Origin of the sequence: Colwellia sp. BRX10-4 (genome assembly GCF_014077465.1) — a bacterium.
Classification (GTDB): Bacteria; Pseudomonadota; Gammaproteobacteria; order Enterobacterales; family Alteromonadaceae; genus Colwellia_A.
This window is the reverse complement of record NZ_JACGVZ010000004.1, coordinates 1-18,033: the sequence shown is the minus strand read 5'-3', so window position 1 is coordinate 18,033 and position 18,033 is coordinate 1. Positions and strand designations below refer to the sequence as shown.

Here is an 18,033-nt window from a genome sequence, read left to right as displayed (position 1 = left end):
TTATTGCTTTCAAAACTAGAATATTAAGGGTTTAAAATGATCAAAATGAAACGAATTCACCACGTCGCTTATCGTTGTACTGATGCAAAAGTTACTGTTGATTGGTACAAAGAACATTTGAACATGGAGCTAACGGTAGCCATCGCTGAAAATGAGGTACCGTCGACTAAGGCACCAGACCCTTATATGCACATATTTTTAGACGCGGGCATGGGTAATGTTTTAGCCTTTTTTGAAATTCCTAATTCTCCAACCATGGGCCGAGATGAAAACACACCAACATGGGTACAGCACATCGCATTAGAAGTTGAAGATGTTGATGCACTTGTCGCCGCAAAGGAAGAGTTACAAAGTAAAGGTGTTGATGTATTAGGCCCAGTTCATCATGGTGTATTCAAATCAATTTATTTCTTTGACCCGAGTGGTCATCGCTTAGAATTAGCAGCGAATACCGGTACGGTTGAACAAATGAAAGAATTAAAAAGGGTTGCACCTTTAATGATTGAAGAGTGGGCTGTTACTAAAGTTGCACCAAAACACGCGGCCTGGTTACACGAATAAAACTATTTTATCCCTCATTAATCATTAATGCTCAAACGATATCCAATAAATAAAACTAAGCTATTATTTCTATTTAGCTTAGTTTATTGCGAACACGGTATAACCTAAAAATCACAACAAACTTCTCTCATAAACTAGACAAGATAGGACATTAGTACATAAAACGAAGGATTTCGTATATAAAGCGAGCGCAACAATGTACTCCATTTGTGATTATTAATGTAAGACATTAACCATAGAGAAAACATATTCTTACCATTCAATAACTTTTAATTAAATTAATAGACTTTAAAAACAACAAGTTAATCTTTTTTACCCCATGAATTGTAAATAAATGTATATTTATAACTTGCGACATTTATAAACTAAGGTAAAGTATTGCCTAGCTACTTTGTAGCCAAATAACAATATGGATTGAATTGCACGGAAAGCCTTAACCTTCTCTTATGAGTGGTTACTTTAAAAGAATACGGATGATTAAGTTAAGATTAGGATGATTGTTAATATTTAGGTCAATAGACCGATAAGGACAACCCAATAAAGTGTCAGGATGACCGATAATAAAGAACCGAGTATTTAACGCAACATAAAAAATAATAATACGTTAAAGCTTATAAACGGAATTGCTAATAGGTTAGGATAACCACTTAAAGTTTGATGAAAACGATGACTTGTTCATCGTTTTTTTATGCCTGAAAATTAATCATGAAAAACACTATCGCTGTTTCCCACAATATAACGTAAAATAGAACCATTGAATTTAAAAACGAAATTATTTTATGTCTCGTACCAAAAAATCTAGAAAACAAGGCAATGGTCCTATCGGCGCAGTAAAAGATGATAAGAAAAAAGCCCTAGTTCCTGTTGATAGAAAACCAAAGAAGAAAACAGGAAAGCAAGCCGGCAACCGACAAAAAGAAGCTTTTGATGCAGGTAAAGAATCTCACTTACCTACAGAAAAGAAAGATCCGCGTATTGGTAGTAAAAAACTAATAGATCTTGGCGGACCGGTAACAGCGGCAGTGCAACCTTTTAAAGCGAAAAACAAAGTAAAAGCAGATAACTCTCCAATTGCTGCTATTCGTGTTGTTGAAGCTGATACCTCATTGCAACAAGAGCTATTCGCTATTGAAGAAGATAGCCGTTTGCAAAGTATCCTTGCCCAGCAAGATGAAGATATTTCGCTAAGTAACGAAGATGTTGATTATTTCAATGAAAAAATGGAACGTCATCAACAAATACGTGAGATACTCGGCATAGAAGATGAAGATGACGACGACGAATCACCTGAAACGACAAGCACAGCAAAATCTGGTGATGATCTTTGGGATAAATTTGACAACAGTGACCTGTCAAAATTCGAATAAGGCTTTATCATGTTTTCAACCCCTTGGATTTATGTAGTAGTTGGCGGAGTAATTATTATTGCAGCGCTTGTTTTTTATGCGGTGAAATTATTAAGCCAGCTAAAGGCACAAACGGCTAAAATAAAACAGGCAGAGCAAGATAAAAAAATTGCCTTAGCAAAACACGATTCTAAGATCCTTAGTAGTGTCGTGATTATTGCCCACGCAATGAAAGAAGAGCAGTGTGATATCGCTGAGGGTTGTTGGCGATTGAGTGTATTGCTCGACTCTTTAAAGTTGAGTAGTGGTTTGTCAGCAGAGTTTCCTGCAGTCTTTGAACTTTATGATAAAATTAAACATATGCCTATTCTTGATGCAAGAAAGAAACTTGCCAAAAATGAGCGTATGAAACTTGATTTTGAACGTATGAAAGCAGAGAGCGATTTATCCGCACAGATAAAAATTGACGTTACCTCTTTGCATCAATATGCCCAAGAACGTATGAGTGCCCTAGCAAGTTAATTTTTATACCAAGTTAATAACGCTTTATTGCGCTCGATCAATATCATTAATGTTTGCATTGTTAAACTGTTACTTAGCATATACCCGTTACCATTCAACCTATATTTTGATTGATAACGCGTATATAAGTAATGGCTAACTCGGTAACCAACCATGCAAGCAAATCAATTTTTTGACCCTAAATTACTGGCTAAATATAATACCAGTGGACCTAGATATACCTCTTATCCAACGGCATTAGAATTTCATGATGAATTTTATGCACAAGATTTCGTCCAAGCAGTGAAAGATTCACCCAACCGTGAATTGTCCTTGTATGTACATATTCCCTTTTGCCATAGCCTTTGCTACTACTGTGGCTGTAATAAAGTTATTGCCCGCCACCGTAACAAGGCCGATACCTACTTAGAGTTTTTGTCGGAAGAAATTAGTGCACGAGCTGAATTATTTACTGACTATACGGTTAAACAGCTCCATTGGGGTGGTGGAACACCCAGCTTTTTAACCCAGATCCAAATCACAAAATTAGTCTCTTTATTAAAAGAAAAATTCACTTTTGCTGAACATGTAGAAATGAGTATAGAAATTGATCCGCGTGAAATTGAAATGAACCTTGCTGAACACCTCTTTGACTTAGGTTTTAATCGTCTAAGTATTGGCGTACAAGACATTGACAAAAAAGTACAAGAAACAATTAATCGTGTGCAATCAACCGAATTTATTAGCGACTTTATTGCCCATGCAAAGGCAGTAGGCTTCAAATCAATTAATATCGACTTGATCTATGGTTTGCCTCACCAGACGATAGAAACCTTTACAAAAACGCTTAACAAAGCTCATGAGATGGATGTCGACCGTATTTCATTGTTTAGCTATGCACATATTCCAAATCGATTTGCTGCCCAACGTAAATTACGTGACGAATGGTTACCCAGCGTGCAAGAAAAATTTGCCTTAATGAAACTTGCCATCGAAAAACTTTGTGACTTTGGCTACGATTTCATTGGTATGGATCACTTTGCTAAACCTAATGACGAACTTGCTATTGCACAAAAAGAGGGTTCCCTGCACCGTAATTTCCAAGGTTATACCACTAAGGGTGGTTGTGACTTATTAGGATTAGGTGTTTCTTCTATTAGTAATATCGGTACTTCTTTCAGCCAAAATATTAAAGAATTGCAAGCCTATTATAAAGCGATAGATACTAGAAAAAACGCGCAAGTGAAAGGGGTTATTTTATCAACAGATGACGTGATCCGTGGCGAAGTTATTCGTGAATTAATGTGTAATTTATATATTGATAAACAACAGAACAGTAAAAAGTACGACATTGATTTTGACGAATATTTTGCTGAAGATTTACCACTACTAAAAACATTTATCAGTGATGGTTTACTTGAAAATACGGCTGATTTTATTAAAGTAAATCAGAAAGCACGCTTGTTGATTCGTAATATTTGTATGAGTTTTGATGCTTATATGAAACAGCACGTTAACCAACAGCGCTTCTCGCGGGTAATTTAAGCGAAACTCTCACCTTTATAAACAATAAGTAATTATAAAGGTGAGAAATTTAATCAATTTTTCCTAAACTAAACTTGTGGTTAGCACTTGAAAAAATTAATTCAATCCCTTTTTCTGTAACCACTTCTTGTGCTAAATCGGCCCATTGGTAATAAACATTGCGGTGAACTTTTGCCAATAAATTACGACGCACTAAAACATATAATTCGCCGTTAGCATTCATCGTTAACGGATGAGTTTCATCAAGCACGAATTCGTCATCTACATTGGTACTAACCGTCATTATTAATTTGTTATCATCTTGCCAAGCCCATTGCGTTAATACAAAAGGAGCGTCTTCAACAATAATCTTAACTTTTTCAGCGGGGGTCACTAAAAAGTACTCGTCGCAATCACCTATGACTTCTCTTAATAAAACCGAAGCAAAAAGTTTAACTAACGATAACCGTTTAAATATTGTGCCACCATAAAACCAGTCACCATTACCTTTAACCTGTAAATCAATTTCGCCACAATAGGGTGGATTCCATGATTCTATCGGCGGTAATTTTTTAGTGTTACCTGGTGTTAACTTATTTAATTGTTCAGAAATTTTGTCTAGAGACATTTATACCGCCAAATTATCCGCTGGATAGTAATTTTAATACCTAAGTTAAAAATACAGTATGAGGAGACATTAGTAAAACGGCATCTAAAATTAACTTAATAATTAGCAAAAAATACAGTTAAGCAAAATGATGCGCATAAAACGCTTAAAAGCAAAAATTTTCCTTGTCAATCTGCTTAAAAATACAATATACTCTTCGCGCCTTACCACAAGGCGTTCTAAGTAAGTTCAGTGGTGGCTATAGCTCAGTTGGTAGAGCCCCGGATTGTGATTCCGGTTGTCGAGGGTTCAAGTCCCTTTAGCCACCCCATTCTAAGTAACTGTTTCTAAAAATATAATTATTTCAAAGTTCGTTAATTCCTCTTGGTGTGACAATCAGGTGTGACAATGTACTTAACTAAAAATCGAAACGGCACTTACTATACTCGTATTTCCCTCCCAAAATCATTGAGGGATGATGGATTCCCATTTTCTGTTCGTACTTCCCTCCAAACTAAAGTTCGATCAACAGCAATTAACAGAAACTTATCTGCATCATTATTTATTCGACAATTAATCGATTCAAACGACCAACACTTTAACTCAAAGACCTTTAAATACTACATTCAACAAAATCTTCACTTATTTAAAACCCATGAATTTAATCCAAAATATTTCCTAAAAAACGTTAAAAATGAGGGGAAGGAAATTATTGAACCCTCAAATATCTTTGACATAGATACAGCGAATAAAGAATTTCTTATAGGAAAAGAAAAAGAGGACATATCTTACCGATCATTAAACCAATTAAAACTACGAACTAAGCACTTTATAGTCTGGTATAAACAAAGTGCTAAAAAAGAAATATCACCGAGTTTAATCATGCAATATAGAAATTTTCTTATCTCGGAAAAAAGAAGCTATAAAACTAATCGCGACTATATGGCTTCAAATAGCCAATTTTTAAAATGGTGTGTAATCGTTGAATATATAAAAACGAACCCATTTGAAAAGGTATCCCTAGGCCAAAAGCCGATCAAGAAAAAGCATGAACAAAGAGAACGATGGAGTAAATCTCAATTATTAGCGTTGTTTGAACAACTTAATGAACGACTCAATAACAAGAAAAGAGTGCATCGCTATGCCGATTACTGGATACCTTTAATTTGCTTGTATAGCGGTCTTAGAATCAGCGAAGCTTGTCAGTTAAGTATTGATAATATTTATAAAGTTGACGATATTTATATTTTCGATGTTGATAGCGCTGATAAAGATGTTCAACTGAAGACAGTTAATGCATATAGACAAGTGCCAATTCATTCTCAATTAATAAAATTGGGCCTTTTAGCTTTCATGGAACTAAAAAAATCTCAAGGTAGCCATTTATTATTTAACGAAAAATCAGAGGGCGCATATGCAGATTGGAGTAAAAGAATAGGAGGTCGTTTAAAATCTGTTTTACAAAATATCAGTTTGAACGAAACAAATAGGCTTACGTTATACGGTTTAAGGCATACCTTTATTGATGAGTTACAACAAGCTGATGTGAATGAAAACATCGTTGCTGAACTTGTGGGTCATAGTAAGCGTCACATTACCTACGGTAGGTACGGAAAAAAAATAAATATTAAGCTTTTGAAACAAAAAATTGAATTAATGGCTATTTATAATGAAAATAATATTTTTAATTTTTAAAAAAAAACTAAAACCCTTATATATAGGGCTTTACCGCCTATTTTTATTTTTACATTACTAATAATAATGATCCTTCTTTTATACAGTACGCACTCCGTACGTATAAAAAATCATGATATTTTTGAATATTACTTAAATAACTAGTGGGAATTGACCACCTCCTTGTAATTCACATCTTGTAGCAGGATTGTGGCTTTTAGTTTATTTAAAATAATTCGTTTCTTTTTATTTATCAGGGTACACATTGATTACTGTATAACAATGGATTTTTTTACTTTAATTTCAAATGGTTAGGTTGGGTGTGTGTTTGACATAGGCATAGTGGTTAGTATATTGTTTTTAACGTTGCTTACTAACGAGCACCGATTAAAATAATTTACTGGAGAAAGCATGAATATAGATTTAAACAAATTCACCCACGAAGACATGAATATAGATTCATACGAATTCAACGATGAAACGACATTAAATGAAGTGATTGATATAGCTGTCGCAATCAAATCAGGGGGTCAAGCAAAGTCGACTAAAGAGGGCTATCAGAAAAAAGCTAATCAAGTTAAAGGTTGGATTGGTGACCGAAAAGTGAGTGAGTTTGGATATACACAGTGGGCAATATTTCTAGCGAAATTACTTGAAAGGTATAAACCAAAATCAATTACTAATTTTATGGATATATTGAATCCCACTTTCGATTTACTAATAGCAAATGATTACCTAGCTTCGAATCCATTTGAAAATAAAAAATTACCTCGCCCAGTAAAGCAAGTACCAAATGTCTTTACGGTAGGGAAAATAAGGTCATTAACCGTAATGAATGCTGATCTAGAGTCTGAAATTTTATTACTACGATTGGGAGTATTAACTGGTTTAAGAGTTGGTGAATTATTAGCTATCAATGCAGAGGGATACAAAAAAGAGAGAGGGGTTTATTGTGTTGAAATTACTTTTTCTACTGATAACTTTAGAACACCCAAAAATGAAAGATCTAAACGTGAGGTCGACCTTTGCTCTAACGCAATAAATACATTTGATAGGTTAATCGTCTTGGCTCAGGTTAGAGGAGCTTCATGTATAACAGTAACTCATAGCGACAATAAAACCATTGAAATACAATCAAGGACGCTATTGGCTTATAACTCTAAACGTAAAGAGCTTTACAAACAAGTAAGCCATTATGCAACTGACTTTTTAAAAATGCATTGTGCATCAACAGGGGTAGATTATTTGCCTCCATCAAATTTAAGACATACCTACGCTAGCCAACTATTAACAAAAGGAGTTCCTTTAGCTTGGGTCGCTAAACAAATGGGACATACTACGGAAGAAATGATAGAAAACCATTACGGCGTTTGGATAAAGGAAGATGGGATCGAAACGACTGTAAAAGTTGATGAACATTTTGATACTTATTTTGACAATAATATTGAGGCTGCAAATGATGAAGTTTTTATTAAGCAAGATAACTTAAAAATATCATGGTTTAAAAATTTACTTACTAAACTATTTACTAAAGCAGCATAAGCACTTTTACTAATACTCTCCATAATCGCAATGATTAGATTTAAAGGCTTTAATAATAAAAAATAACAATGCCTTTAAAGTGCAAACACTTCAAAAAACACTTAGTTCACACTGGTTTAAACAACCACTTAAATACAAAATCTTTTATATTACCAAAATCACATTGACAGCACTTCGTTATTACTTTATGATATAAGAGCTAGGGACCGACTAGGTTTATGTGCCATAAACTGCATGCGCATCGGAAATTAGAAATTTAATACCGGATAAAAAGAAAGATAAAGCCTCAGAATTTGCTTGTATCTCATGGATAATATTTTAATTAATTTTTCATGGTGATATATGAACAACAGCTACCAATTTATACACATCGAAACTTACTGTGATAAGCCCAGAAAAAATTCACTTCGCCCGTCAGCAGAGGCTGTCGCAAGAGAATGTCAGAGACTTGAGCATTCATTTCCTCATATAAACAACCCTCTTCCTCCTGAATTAATCTACGGAATACAACCCCTTGATGCACTTAATGAAGTGCGTAGTCATCTAAAAAGCTGCAAAGACCCCATCGGACGAAAAATCAGATCAGATGCACAAATAATTGCATTTGGAGTAACTTCTATTAAGATCGAATCTACTCCTGAAAATTGGGAGTCAGAAGAAGTTAAGAGGTGGGTTCAAGATACAATTTCATTTCTAAAAGAAAGATTCGGTTCATCTTTTATCTCTGCGACGGCTCACAAAGATGAGAAATGGTGCCATATTCATTTCGCAACGAGACCTAAAGTTGATGAAAATGGTTTATTAGACCTAAATTCGTTTCATCCAGGCTTAGCCGCTCAAAGATCTGTAACAACGAAAACAAAAAAAGCTAAAGATTTCGCATATAAAGAAGCGATGAAAATTTTACAGGATGACTACTTTTCAGCCGTGAGTATCAAAAATGGTTTATTACGACAGGGGCCACGTCGCAGACGGTTGTCTCGAAAAGAGTGGTTTTCTCAAAAGCGCTATGCTGAGTTAATTAGTAAACTATTTAATGAACAATCCTCATTGATTCAAACCCTGAATTCTCGTTTAGAGCGAGCAAAGAGCATGTTAACGGGTTTAATTTCAGCAAAAATAATAAATAAAAATCAGCAAAAAACATCAAATTTGGAAAAATCATGAACATATCAACAAGTAAACTTAATTCAGCACTCGAACTTTATTTAAGTGCTTTTCAGTGGCAGGAACCTCATAACGGTAAGAGCCTCGGGTATCGTATTCATAAATTAATATTCCAACTTATGAATTCTCATTTTGAAAATATATCAGTCTATACGGACATTCAAATTATTGTAAAAGAGTTAGATGGATTTATCCGTCAGTTGAAAGCAGAATTCAACTGTATTCATGTAGATTTAGATAGTTTGGAGTATCCAAACTTTGTCGCTAAACTTGAGGCTTTGAAGCCGCATTCAATACTTGATGAATATCATGCTTTGACTATTGAACTATCCAAATTAATGCTATTCAGAATAGTGAATTCAGACGAACAAAATAGTATAGAGAAGCGTTATAGAGAATTAATTATGTCACTAGTGCATGAATACTCACCAACTAAAAAAATAAATCCTCTGTTTAACGATAAAAAAGTGAGTAAATCAAAAACAGACATTCAAGCGTTAATTAAACAACAAATAGATATAACCATAGACCATTGATGAAAATAAATTTTGGCTGATAATTAATAGTCGATCCCCTATCTGATATTATTTTTAATATGGCGATATTTACCTACTAAATAATTAATTCCCCGCTACGCGGAATACTTCTATTCTTCTCTCCCAAAAGTGATGTTTTATTTATATAGAGAATGGCTGTTTTTGGGGAATATATTTCATTACAGAAGAGCTTAATATTTAAACAAACAATTATAGAGAAGATACGACGAAGTATTATAGAAAAGTAAAATAAAAATAGTCTTTATTATTTTTATTAGGACTGGTTAATAATTATTTAACAAAACCTATTTTTATTTAAAACTACTAATAAAAACACAAAAATAACTATTAAAATCATCGCTTTATACTAGGTAGCTAATTGGAGGTACGTAACAGTAGTCATATAATATAAGCTCTTAAACAAATAGGAATTTATTATTATGAAAGCACAATTAGCACAAACTACATACATCACTACTGGCCCATGTATTTTCACAAAACATGATAACTCACAGCTTATTTATTCATCTGCTATAGATTTGGATGAAACTATAAAAAAACATAAAGATCGTAATGTTATTTTAATTGCTGCAACGGCAAGGAATCCATATGAACTCATCGAAAAAGCTTATAAACGCGGTATCAAAGTTTATTTTGAAGAAGACCTTATTTATGACTTTTTTGGACTATGGGATGACACATTAAGCAGAGAGTTGAACCTTATTAATCTTCTTTCAATCGCTCACGAGCCAATATTCTTTGATGTTGCAATAGATATACTATTTGAACACTTGAAGCATAAGATACCTTCAACAATGGACTTGGATGTAGCGCTTGAACTTATTACCTCTAACGTTACCACTACGTTAGATATAAAAGCTGCCATAGAGCGTTTTAAGTCTTTATATACTGAGCACTTCAATAGTGTATGTAAACTCATAGAGCCTGATTTAACGCACCCACAGGTTAAAGTTCTACATCTCAGTTATAAAAATGAGTTATCTGATTATCTTATCAACAACAATGGCCTATTTATTCTAAAAGAAGCTATGTCCGCAGGAAAGACAACTCTCGGCATTATTCCTTTATTTGAACATAGTGCAAACAAAAAAAATGAAAAAGCTCTACTAGTTGCACCAAATATTTCTTTAACCAGAAGCTTGCAAGAAATTATTATCGATAATGGAAATGTGAGTGCCTGTGATTATCAACACTACCTTGATGTTCCACTGAAAGGCTCTGTGTCCCCATGTGCTAGTTTAATTTGCTGTGTAAACTCTGCGGTTACTAATGAGAAATTCATTCAACATCGAAATAATTGTAATACTGTCCTTATTGATGAGGTTCAAGCATGTTTAAATGTATTCTCCCAAGGAATGATAGGAGATAAAAAGCTATCGCAAAGCGGTAAGGCTATGAAATCTTTTTTTAATCTTTTAAAGAAGCCTAAAGTTCTTCTCGCTGACGCATTGATTAATACACTTACGGTGCAGCAAATTATTGAGCAAACGGATAGAGAAATCACAATTCTTAGCAATAGTGATGAAATTTATTCCCCAAAGAAAGAAGTACATTTATATGAACGAACTGATCATTTAGAACAAATCATCAGCCAAGCGAATGAAAGTCACTGTGAAACAGGGTTTTGTGATGGAGGACAAAAATTGTCAACGGCCTATTTCGATATTGCTGATGTGATAAAAAAATCACTCAAAGGAGAAGTGCTAACAGTCAATGCCGATTTTTTAAAAACTAAAATAGGGGTTCAGTTTATTAAAAACCCTCTTAAAGCTCTAAATAAAGCCACTTTTACTTTATTTTCTCCCGCAGTTACCGCAGGTCAAAACTTTCCATTTAAACAGTTTACCCACTCAAATCTATTGGCGCATGGAACAATTTCGCCTCAACAACTTCTTCAATCCGCTGGTCGTTTTCGAAATGCGTATAAGACTCAAATTTCATTCAATACAAATTATGGAGAATACATTTGTGACGCTGATTTAATTAGGTCACTTCAAGTAATGGATACGACTAAATGGAGTGAGTATGCTGATGAACTTGAGTATGTAGAAAATGATATTTGGTGCAATTATATTATTGAACGCATCGTACAAGAAAATATAATTCGTCAACATTATCAGAACAACACCTTGATTCTATTTCAGCGCTTAGGCTTTAAAATCGTAATAAAAAGCTATGGGCAAGTGACTATGCCAAGACCCAAGAAACAGTTAGCCATCGATGTATCAAAAGAGATACGACCAATTTCAAGGCCTAAATATAATCAATTAATGAAAAAATCCCTATTTGTCACAGATGAAGAAAAAGAACAAATATACATTTTTGAGTTGTTAGATTTTTTTAATGCGCTGGAAAATCCTGAACTTTACCAAGAAATACTAACCTTTGATAAAGAAGGTAAGGTAAGAGATTGGATGCATCAATTACACATTTGCCGCCATTCAGGTGAAAACAAAGATATTACAACCATCCTCAAACTAAAGCAGATAGTGGGTTTAAAAGTGCTTCGCACTTTGGGGCTTGATATTCATACGTTAGAGGGCGTTTATGGCTACAAAGAAATCGAAAAACTAGAGCGTTATTTACGACATGGTAAATTGAAGTTATATGGAAAAACTTTGGAAGTAAAAAAAATCAAAAAACTACTGTTTAACATTCCACACGCCAAAAAAGAGTCAATTAGTAAAGGGGCTTTTTCGAAGGCAATATTAGCTAAAATATTTGGCCTTGAATATGAAATAGCTGATAGAGATGAATCAAATGCAAAAGGACAATATTTCTATCAAATATCTACAGAGTCAAAAAATAGAATCAATAGGTATTATGATATGTCCCTATAGCTATATACATAATTTAGATACCTATAATGAATGTTATCAAATAGGTATCTTCTTTGTGGTAACAAAGGAGTTACCGATTATTAAAATATATTAGGGTTTGATTTGAAATTTATTTTCTTATAAGATTTTGCACTGTGGTAGCCAAAGTGAATATACCGAATGTCTGGAAGGTTAACTATTGAACTAACATCAATATCCCTTTCTCCTACACCTTGTAAATGCAAATAATTTAATTTATCCCATTTTTCTAATCCTTTCAAAGATTGAATTTTTGTATAGCTTACATCAATTGAGAGCATATTTATTAGGGGTGACAAAGCTGAGATACTGCTGATGTCATTCTTTGATAAGTTTAAACTCTTAAGTTCATGGAGATACTTTAAAGTTGCTACGTCTTTAACTTTATTTTGAGATAAATTTAAATTCTCCAGCTTTTGAAGGCTTTTCAAAGCGGCTATATCAATAATTTTATTTCTATTTAAATCTAATGTTCTCAATTTCTTAAGGTTTTTTAAGGGTGCTATATTAACAACCTTATTATTACACAGTCTTAATTCACTTAGTTCAGGAAGATTTTTTAAAGATGTTATATTAGTAATATTATTATTAGACAAGTCTAATTCAGTCAGTTCTGTAAGGGTATTTAATACCGATAAATCAGTAATTTCAGAATGAGATAGGTCTAACTTCTTCAGTTTATTAAAGCCTTTTAAAACTGACATATCAATGGATGGATTTCCACACATATACAATTCATTTAAAAACGATAACTTTTCTAAAGAATGATTTTTAGAAAACTTAGAGAACTTCATATTAAGTTTTTTAAAATTTGTTAAACTTGCTAAACAAGACATATTCTCTATATATGTAAAGGAAATATCTAAAGAAGTTAATTCACTCAGATTAGACAAAACATCAATATTATCGAAGTTTCCTCTAGAGATGTTTAAGTATTGTAACCTTGTTAAATTAGCTAACGGATTTAAATCTGATATATGAATATTATTTAAATCTAAATACTCTAAGTGGTTTAAACGCGATATAAATGAAATATCTTCGCAGTGCGTATATGCTATTTTGAGTGTTTTTAAATTAGATAACGCACCTAAATCAGAAAAAGAATTTATATGCTTAACCCTCATACTTTCAAGATTAAGGTATTCAAGGTTTACTAAATTGTCTAATTGAGGAAATTTACTTATTGTAGCTCTCTGTAAATCAATATGCTCAAGTTTCCTAAACTTATTTATAATGCTTAAATCGTTAATATAGCAATAAGACAAATCTAATTTTATTACTTCATTTTTGTTAAGTTTAACTAATGGAATAAGGCCTTGAGATAATTTCCACTGACGTTCAGAACCTAATAATACATCTTGATCGATCCCATCTTCGATCAAAGAGGTTTCTTGATTTAAAAAAGATAACATTAACCTGATGGATTGGTCATACTTCTGAATACCATCCTCTACCATTATTGCAATTAAATTAGAATCTTTGATAACTTCAGAATCCATTTTTTTTATTTCAGAACATAACTTTTGAATATATGATCTTCTACTATCTATAAAATAATCCTTTAACATTATGTAAGCATCAGGCGTTGCTATTTTTATCAATGCTAATGCACAATAGTGATCATTCTTGATAGATTGTCTTCCTTTAGGTCGAGCAAGATATGGAATAGCAATCCCTCCTGCCGACACTAATGCATCTCTAACTTTTGCAGATGGTGGTGGCACGACTTTTCTAATGATGTCTTCTAATCGATAAGAGAATCGAGGAGTAATTTCTCTCATACTTTCTTTACAACTTAACACTAATAAATAAAGGGAGATTGCAGAGTTTGAATCATCACTTGATTCAAACTCCGTTGCTTTAGATAATAATTTAGTTAAATATCTTTCATTTTCTGTTTTTGATGTTCGTAAACCTATCGCGAGCTGAATTGTTCCATTCCAATAATCATTTCCGGCATTAGTTGATAAACTGTCATTATCATATTCAGATATTATGTATTTGGCAGTGTAGAACTCTTGAAATGTTCGATGTGTAAATTGTATCTCGTTAACTCCTACTTGAACCAATAAACCGCTACGCTCTAGAAAAAATAATTCAAGCTCATCTGGGGATATTTTTCTCCGTAGTTCAGGCATATCTCTACATTTTGATGAAAGCCTCTGTTTTAGATCTTTTGGAGATATTGATGTTTTCCCATTATTGGTCATCCAAAAAGCTATATCTGACAAGAAAGATTCTTTACTTCGAATATCTAAAAGCATGAAATTATCAGTTTCTATTACTTTCTTTTCGCGGTCTCTACTGTCTAAGAATAAACGACATGTAGATTCATATAAATCTGTTTTATCTTTTGGTAAATACCCGTTTCGATCATGATGTAGCATACATAAAACACCACATAAAAGTGGATTCTGAGCCAGGTTTCTTAATACTTTCTGCTGTCTAAGTTGACCTAATAAGCTCATTGCCTCTTTTTTCAGGGCATCTGGCTTTGTTTTATCATATTCTAAGGCAATGGCACGGTGCCAATGTTCAACAAAGTCAGACTGGGCTTTCCTATCCATTGTTTGTAACTGAATAACATTGAAGTCGAGGTGTTCTAACGATGTATTTTCATAAGCAGACGGGCGTGAAGTAAGTATAAACTGGTTTCCATCATATCGATTACAAAGTCTATCAATCCAATCGAGTACTTGTTTTCTTCTATTTTTGGGTACTTCGTCAAAACCATCAATCATGATGATAGCTAGTTTATTTTCCAGAATGCTTTTTATCCATTCTCTATGTGGATTTTTAATTTCTATCCCTTCGGCCATAAAGTCATAAAAATCAATATCCTCAGGCAAAGAATTTTCGTTCAAAACAGATCTAAGTTGAATTAAAACAGGTATTTTTTTATTAAAATTAGCTTGGTCACCTCCGAATGAACGACGACCACATTGAACTGTTAACCACTGTAAAAGAGTAGTTTTTCCTTGCCCTGCTTCTCCCAAAATAACTAGCCGCTTATAACAAGTAAGAGCTTCATTGGTGGACATGACTTTATTATCTTCAGAATTATTAAAATCAGTTTCTGTCGTTAAAGATATATAGGCAACACTTAATTGATATTTCCTTGTTCTTTTACCAAAACTAAGGCCAAAAATTTTTAATTCATCAAAACGTCTAGCTATAGCGCGTCTAAACTCATCTTCTATTAAAACGACTTCATCAATTTCATTTAAAGTATTATTGTTCCATCGACTTAATTCATCTCTAACGTTTTCGAAAAGTATATTGTGGTCTGTTAGTTGAGTAATTAAATTATCTTTGGTCCATGTAGGAAGTGCTCGACTACAATCAATAATAAGTTCACAAAACCCTTTTAATATTCTTTTAAACTCCTGACTTATATGATCATCAACACCTACTTCTTTAGTGGTGTGTACTTGTAAAGAGCCATAAACTGTATGTGGGTCAAAATCAATTGCTTCGATTGTTTGATGTTCTGGAAAGTGTTTACTTAAAACTGAATCTAAAAGTAAAAAAACCTTTTGTTGATATTCAAATTCAAGTTTATTACCAATTAGTTTTTTACTCAGCTCAACAAAGTCTTCTAGTAAAGTTTTAAACGCTATTTCACCTTTGTTTTTAGCTTTGGCTCCGCCAAGCTCTTTTAATCGTTCAATATATGAAATGTTTTGTGGTGTCTCTAACCAAAGTGAGGCAACAATATCAATTATTCGCGGAGATACAGTTTCATATAATAAATCATCTAATATCTGCTTCTCTCGTTCAGTTTTTTGTTCAGCATCTAGATTAGAAATTTCAACCGAATTTTCAATACTTACGTCTTCAAGCTCATTATTAATAGCGTTAAATAAAAGAGGAAGTTCATCAAAATCATTAAAAAACAATGGATGCATATTAGATCGTAAATAAAGGTCTTTAAGCTTATCTGGTAAGCTCTGCCAAGTATCTTCTTTTATGATAACAATAGAGTAGTCAAGTTGGCTCGATAATTCTTGTTCTTCATTATATTGATACCACTCAATAACTCTTGGATCGAGCATTGAACAACCAACATATACTATAGGATGCGGAAATAAGGTAGTTTTGAGTTTCGCGTTAAGAAATGGGTATTTATCTGAGAAATTCAAATAACTTTTTTCATCTAAGGTCCATTCTCTTATATTGGTTACACTACCATGAATTTTATATAGAGAAATAACATCACTTTGTTCGAGTCCATAGTTATTTTCTTGAGTTACGATATTAAAATTAACTTCATTCTTGTTTAAAGCTATTTCTAGTAACTGATCATAGTTAGTGGTAAAAATGCTTTTCCAAGGATTAGTCGTTAAGGCTAAATGAGTAGAGGTCGGTACGTTTGGTAATTTTGAAAAAATACTTGCAAGAGCATTATTCAGCCTACCGTATCCGTTAATTTCTGCAAAACTTTGAATCCATAATGTAAATGATCTATTTACTGAGTCTATAGCTAATGTAATATCATTTGGCGAAAAAGTTGGCAGTGGTTTTACACTTTCTTCTTTTAGTAACTCAATAAGTTGATTTGTTGTGGGATAGCCCGCAGGAACCGAAAGACCAGCTCCTACCCAAAGAATAGGTTGAGAGGTTGTTTTTTTTTGTCCTAACCTTAATAATTTTAGAAGTGCACCCCATTCGTCTGACTTTTTAAAGCTATCACTCATTACAATTCCATTTGAATTATGTTTAATTGTTTTTAGTATACTTCATTGAAATACTTATTAAAGGTGTTTATATACTAAGTAAACTAGCTTTGATTTGAGGGATTAATAAAACAGCATCCCTTAATTCACTTCAAAAATAGGCTTTTTCTCGTATCGCGTTTAATAATTTACTATTGGAGGGATTTTAGTTATTATTTTAATGATGAATGATTCACAATTAGGTGGTTCAATTAAACCAAGATAAATTAATAAAACTTAAAGAAATAAAATAAATTATATATTTAACAACAAACTAGAAGTGCGAACTTACTAAAAAAACAAGTTGTCGAGGGTTCAAGTCCCTTTAGCCACCCCATCTTATCTCCTTTAAAAACAATACCTTTAGTCCCTCTTACAAATATAAAACTGGCTTTTCATCACATCCTCCTGTGCATTTCCTGTGCTCACGGAAAGTATACTTAAGTCAATTATAGCTAATAAAAGTAAACGCTAACGCTATTACGCCAGCATCGACAGGATGTGATTGGTTTTAGTCACTTAAGTTGTTTACAGTCTGATTACTGTGCTTTTTTCTAGTTTTTAATGTTATTTACATTTCTATGGAATGGTCACTTGTGCGCTTTGATCTAATGTTCTGAAAAGCTTAATGTCTTATTAGAGCTTGAAACGGCCAGTTGATATATTATCAAAACGAACATTATACATTCGTGGATTAACGCAGGTTTATGATTTTGATAAAAATACCAATTATTTAGGATTATTTATTAAATTGACGTGCTGCGAACCCCATAAGACCAAAGACTAAAATAGCAAAAATTATTATGCCACCCATGATAATACTACGCAGTGATAATGCTCTGAAACACAGCTATCCATTGGTCAACAATAATGCATGTACTGCATCTTGTAAGCTTTTGCCTATCGATTTTTATAGATGTTGATTAAAGGAGTGAATTTCAGGCAAGTTTTACTTGCTACTTAAAGGTAGTCGTATTTTTT

Annotated in this window: 11 protein-coding genes and 1 tRNA gene; 10 read left to right on the top strand and 2 right to left on the bottom strand. The window is 33.1% G+C overall.

Annotated elements, in window-relative coordinates; translation table 11 throughout:
• The first annotated feature begins 36 nt into the window (after positions 1 to 36).
• The 4 genes from H4J67_RS05285 to hemN all read left to right on the top strand — a co-directional run bounded on the left by H4J67_RS05285 (position 37) and on the right by hemN (position 3,953).
• Positions 37 to 561 carry a VOC family protein gene (locus tag H4J67_RS05285; protein WP_070375174.1) on the top strand — a complete coding sequence of 175 codons (525 nt, stop codon included), beginning with the start codon at positions 37 to 39 and terminating at the stop codon, positions 559 to 561.
• Between the two features lie 779 nt (positions 562 to 1,340).
• The gene (gene yihI, locus H4J67_RS05280) at positions 1,341 to 1,928 is read left to right on the top strand and encodes a Der GTPase-activating protein YihI (protein WP_182203104.1); all 588 of its coding nucleotides are present in this window, start codon (positions 1,341 to 1,343) and stop codon (positions 1,926 to 1,928) included.
• A 9-nt stretch (positions 1,929 to 1,937) separates the two neighbouring features.
• A complete protein-coding gene (locus H4J67_RS05275; RefSeq protein WP_070375176.1) occupies positions 1,938 to 2,429 on the top strand; it encodes a DUF2489 domain-containing protein in 492 nt (163 codons plus the stop codon).
• A gap of 153 nt (positions 2,430 to 2,582) precedes the next feature.
• Positions 2,583 to 3,953, top strand: a complete 1,371-nt coding sequence (gene hemN / locus H4J67_RS05270; RefSeq protein WP_182203102.1) for an oxygen-independent coproporphyrinogen III oxidase — start codon at positions 2,583 to 2,585, stop codon at positions 3,951 to 3,953.
• 49 nt (positions 3,954 to 4,002) lie between these two features.
• Here the strand turns inward: hemN and H4J67_RS05265 are convergent, their stop codons facing one another.
• Positions 4,003 to 4,560 (bottom strand): DUF1285 domain-containing protein, encoded by a 558-nt coding sequence (locus H4J67_RS05265; protein WP_182174264.1) that lies wholly within the window; start codon positions 4,558 to 4,560, stop codon positions 4,003 to 4,005.
• Positions 4,561 to 4,794: 234 nt separating this feature from the next.
• Between H4J67_RS05265 and H4J67_RS05260 the strand changes: the two genes are divergently transcribed.
• The 6 genes from H4J67_RS05260 to H4J67_RS05235 all read left to right on the top strand — a co-directional run bounded on the left by H4J67_RS05260 (position 4,795) and on the right by H4J67_RS05235 (position 12,319).
• A tRNA-His gene (locus H4J67_RS05260) sits at positions 4,795 to 4,870 on the top strand.
• A 77-nt stretch (positions 4,871 to 4,947) separates the two neighbouring features.
• A complete protein-coding gene (locus H4J67_RS05255) occupies positions 4,948 to 6,234 on the top strand; it encodes a site-specific integrase (RefSeq protein ID WP_182203100.1) in 1,287 nt (428 codons plus the stop codon).
• A 390-nt stretch (positions 6,235 to 6,624) separates the two neighbouring features.
• A complete protein-coding gene (locus tag H4J67_RS05250; RefSeq protein WP_182203098.1) occupies positions 6,625 to 7,755 on the top strand; it encodes a site-specific integrase in 1,131 nt (376 codons plus the stop codon).
• A 342-nt stretch (positions 7,756 to 8,097) separates the two neighbouring features.
• Positions 8,098 to 8,922 carry a plasmid recombination protein gene (locus tag H4J67_RS05245; RefSeq protein WP_182203096.1) on the top strand — a complete coding sequence of 275 codons (825 nt, stop codon included), beginning with the start codon at positions 8,098 to 8,100 and terminating at the stop codon, positions 8,920 to 8,922.
• Positions 8,919 to 9,458, top strand: coding sequence for a hypothetical protein (locus H4J67_RS05240; RefSeq protein ID WP_182203094.1), 540 nt, complete (start codon positions 8,919 to 8,921; stop codon positions 9,456 to 9,458). The genes H4J67_RS05245 and H4J67_RS05240 overlap by 4 nt, the downstream gene beginning before the upstream one ends.
• 440 nt (positions 9,459 to 9,898) lie before the next feature.
• On the top strand, positions 9,899 to 12,319 hold the full coding sequence (locus tag H4J67_RS05235) for a DEAD/DEAH box helicase family protein (protein WP_182203092.1): 2,421 nt from the start codon (positions 9,899 to 9,901) through the stop codon (positions 12,317 to 12,319).
• 80 nt (positions 12,320 to 12,399) lie between these two features.
• Here the strand turns inward: H4J67_RS05235 and H4J67_RS05230 are convergent, their stop codons facing one another.
• Positions 12,400 to 17,034: a leucine-rich repeat domain-containing protein gene (locus H4J67_RS05230; RefSeq protein ID WP_182203090.1), complete on the bottom strand. Its 4,635-nt coding sequence runs from the start codon at positions 17,032 to 17,034 to the stop codon at positions 12,400 to 12,402.
• Positions 17,035 to 18,033: the final 999 nt, after the last annotated feature.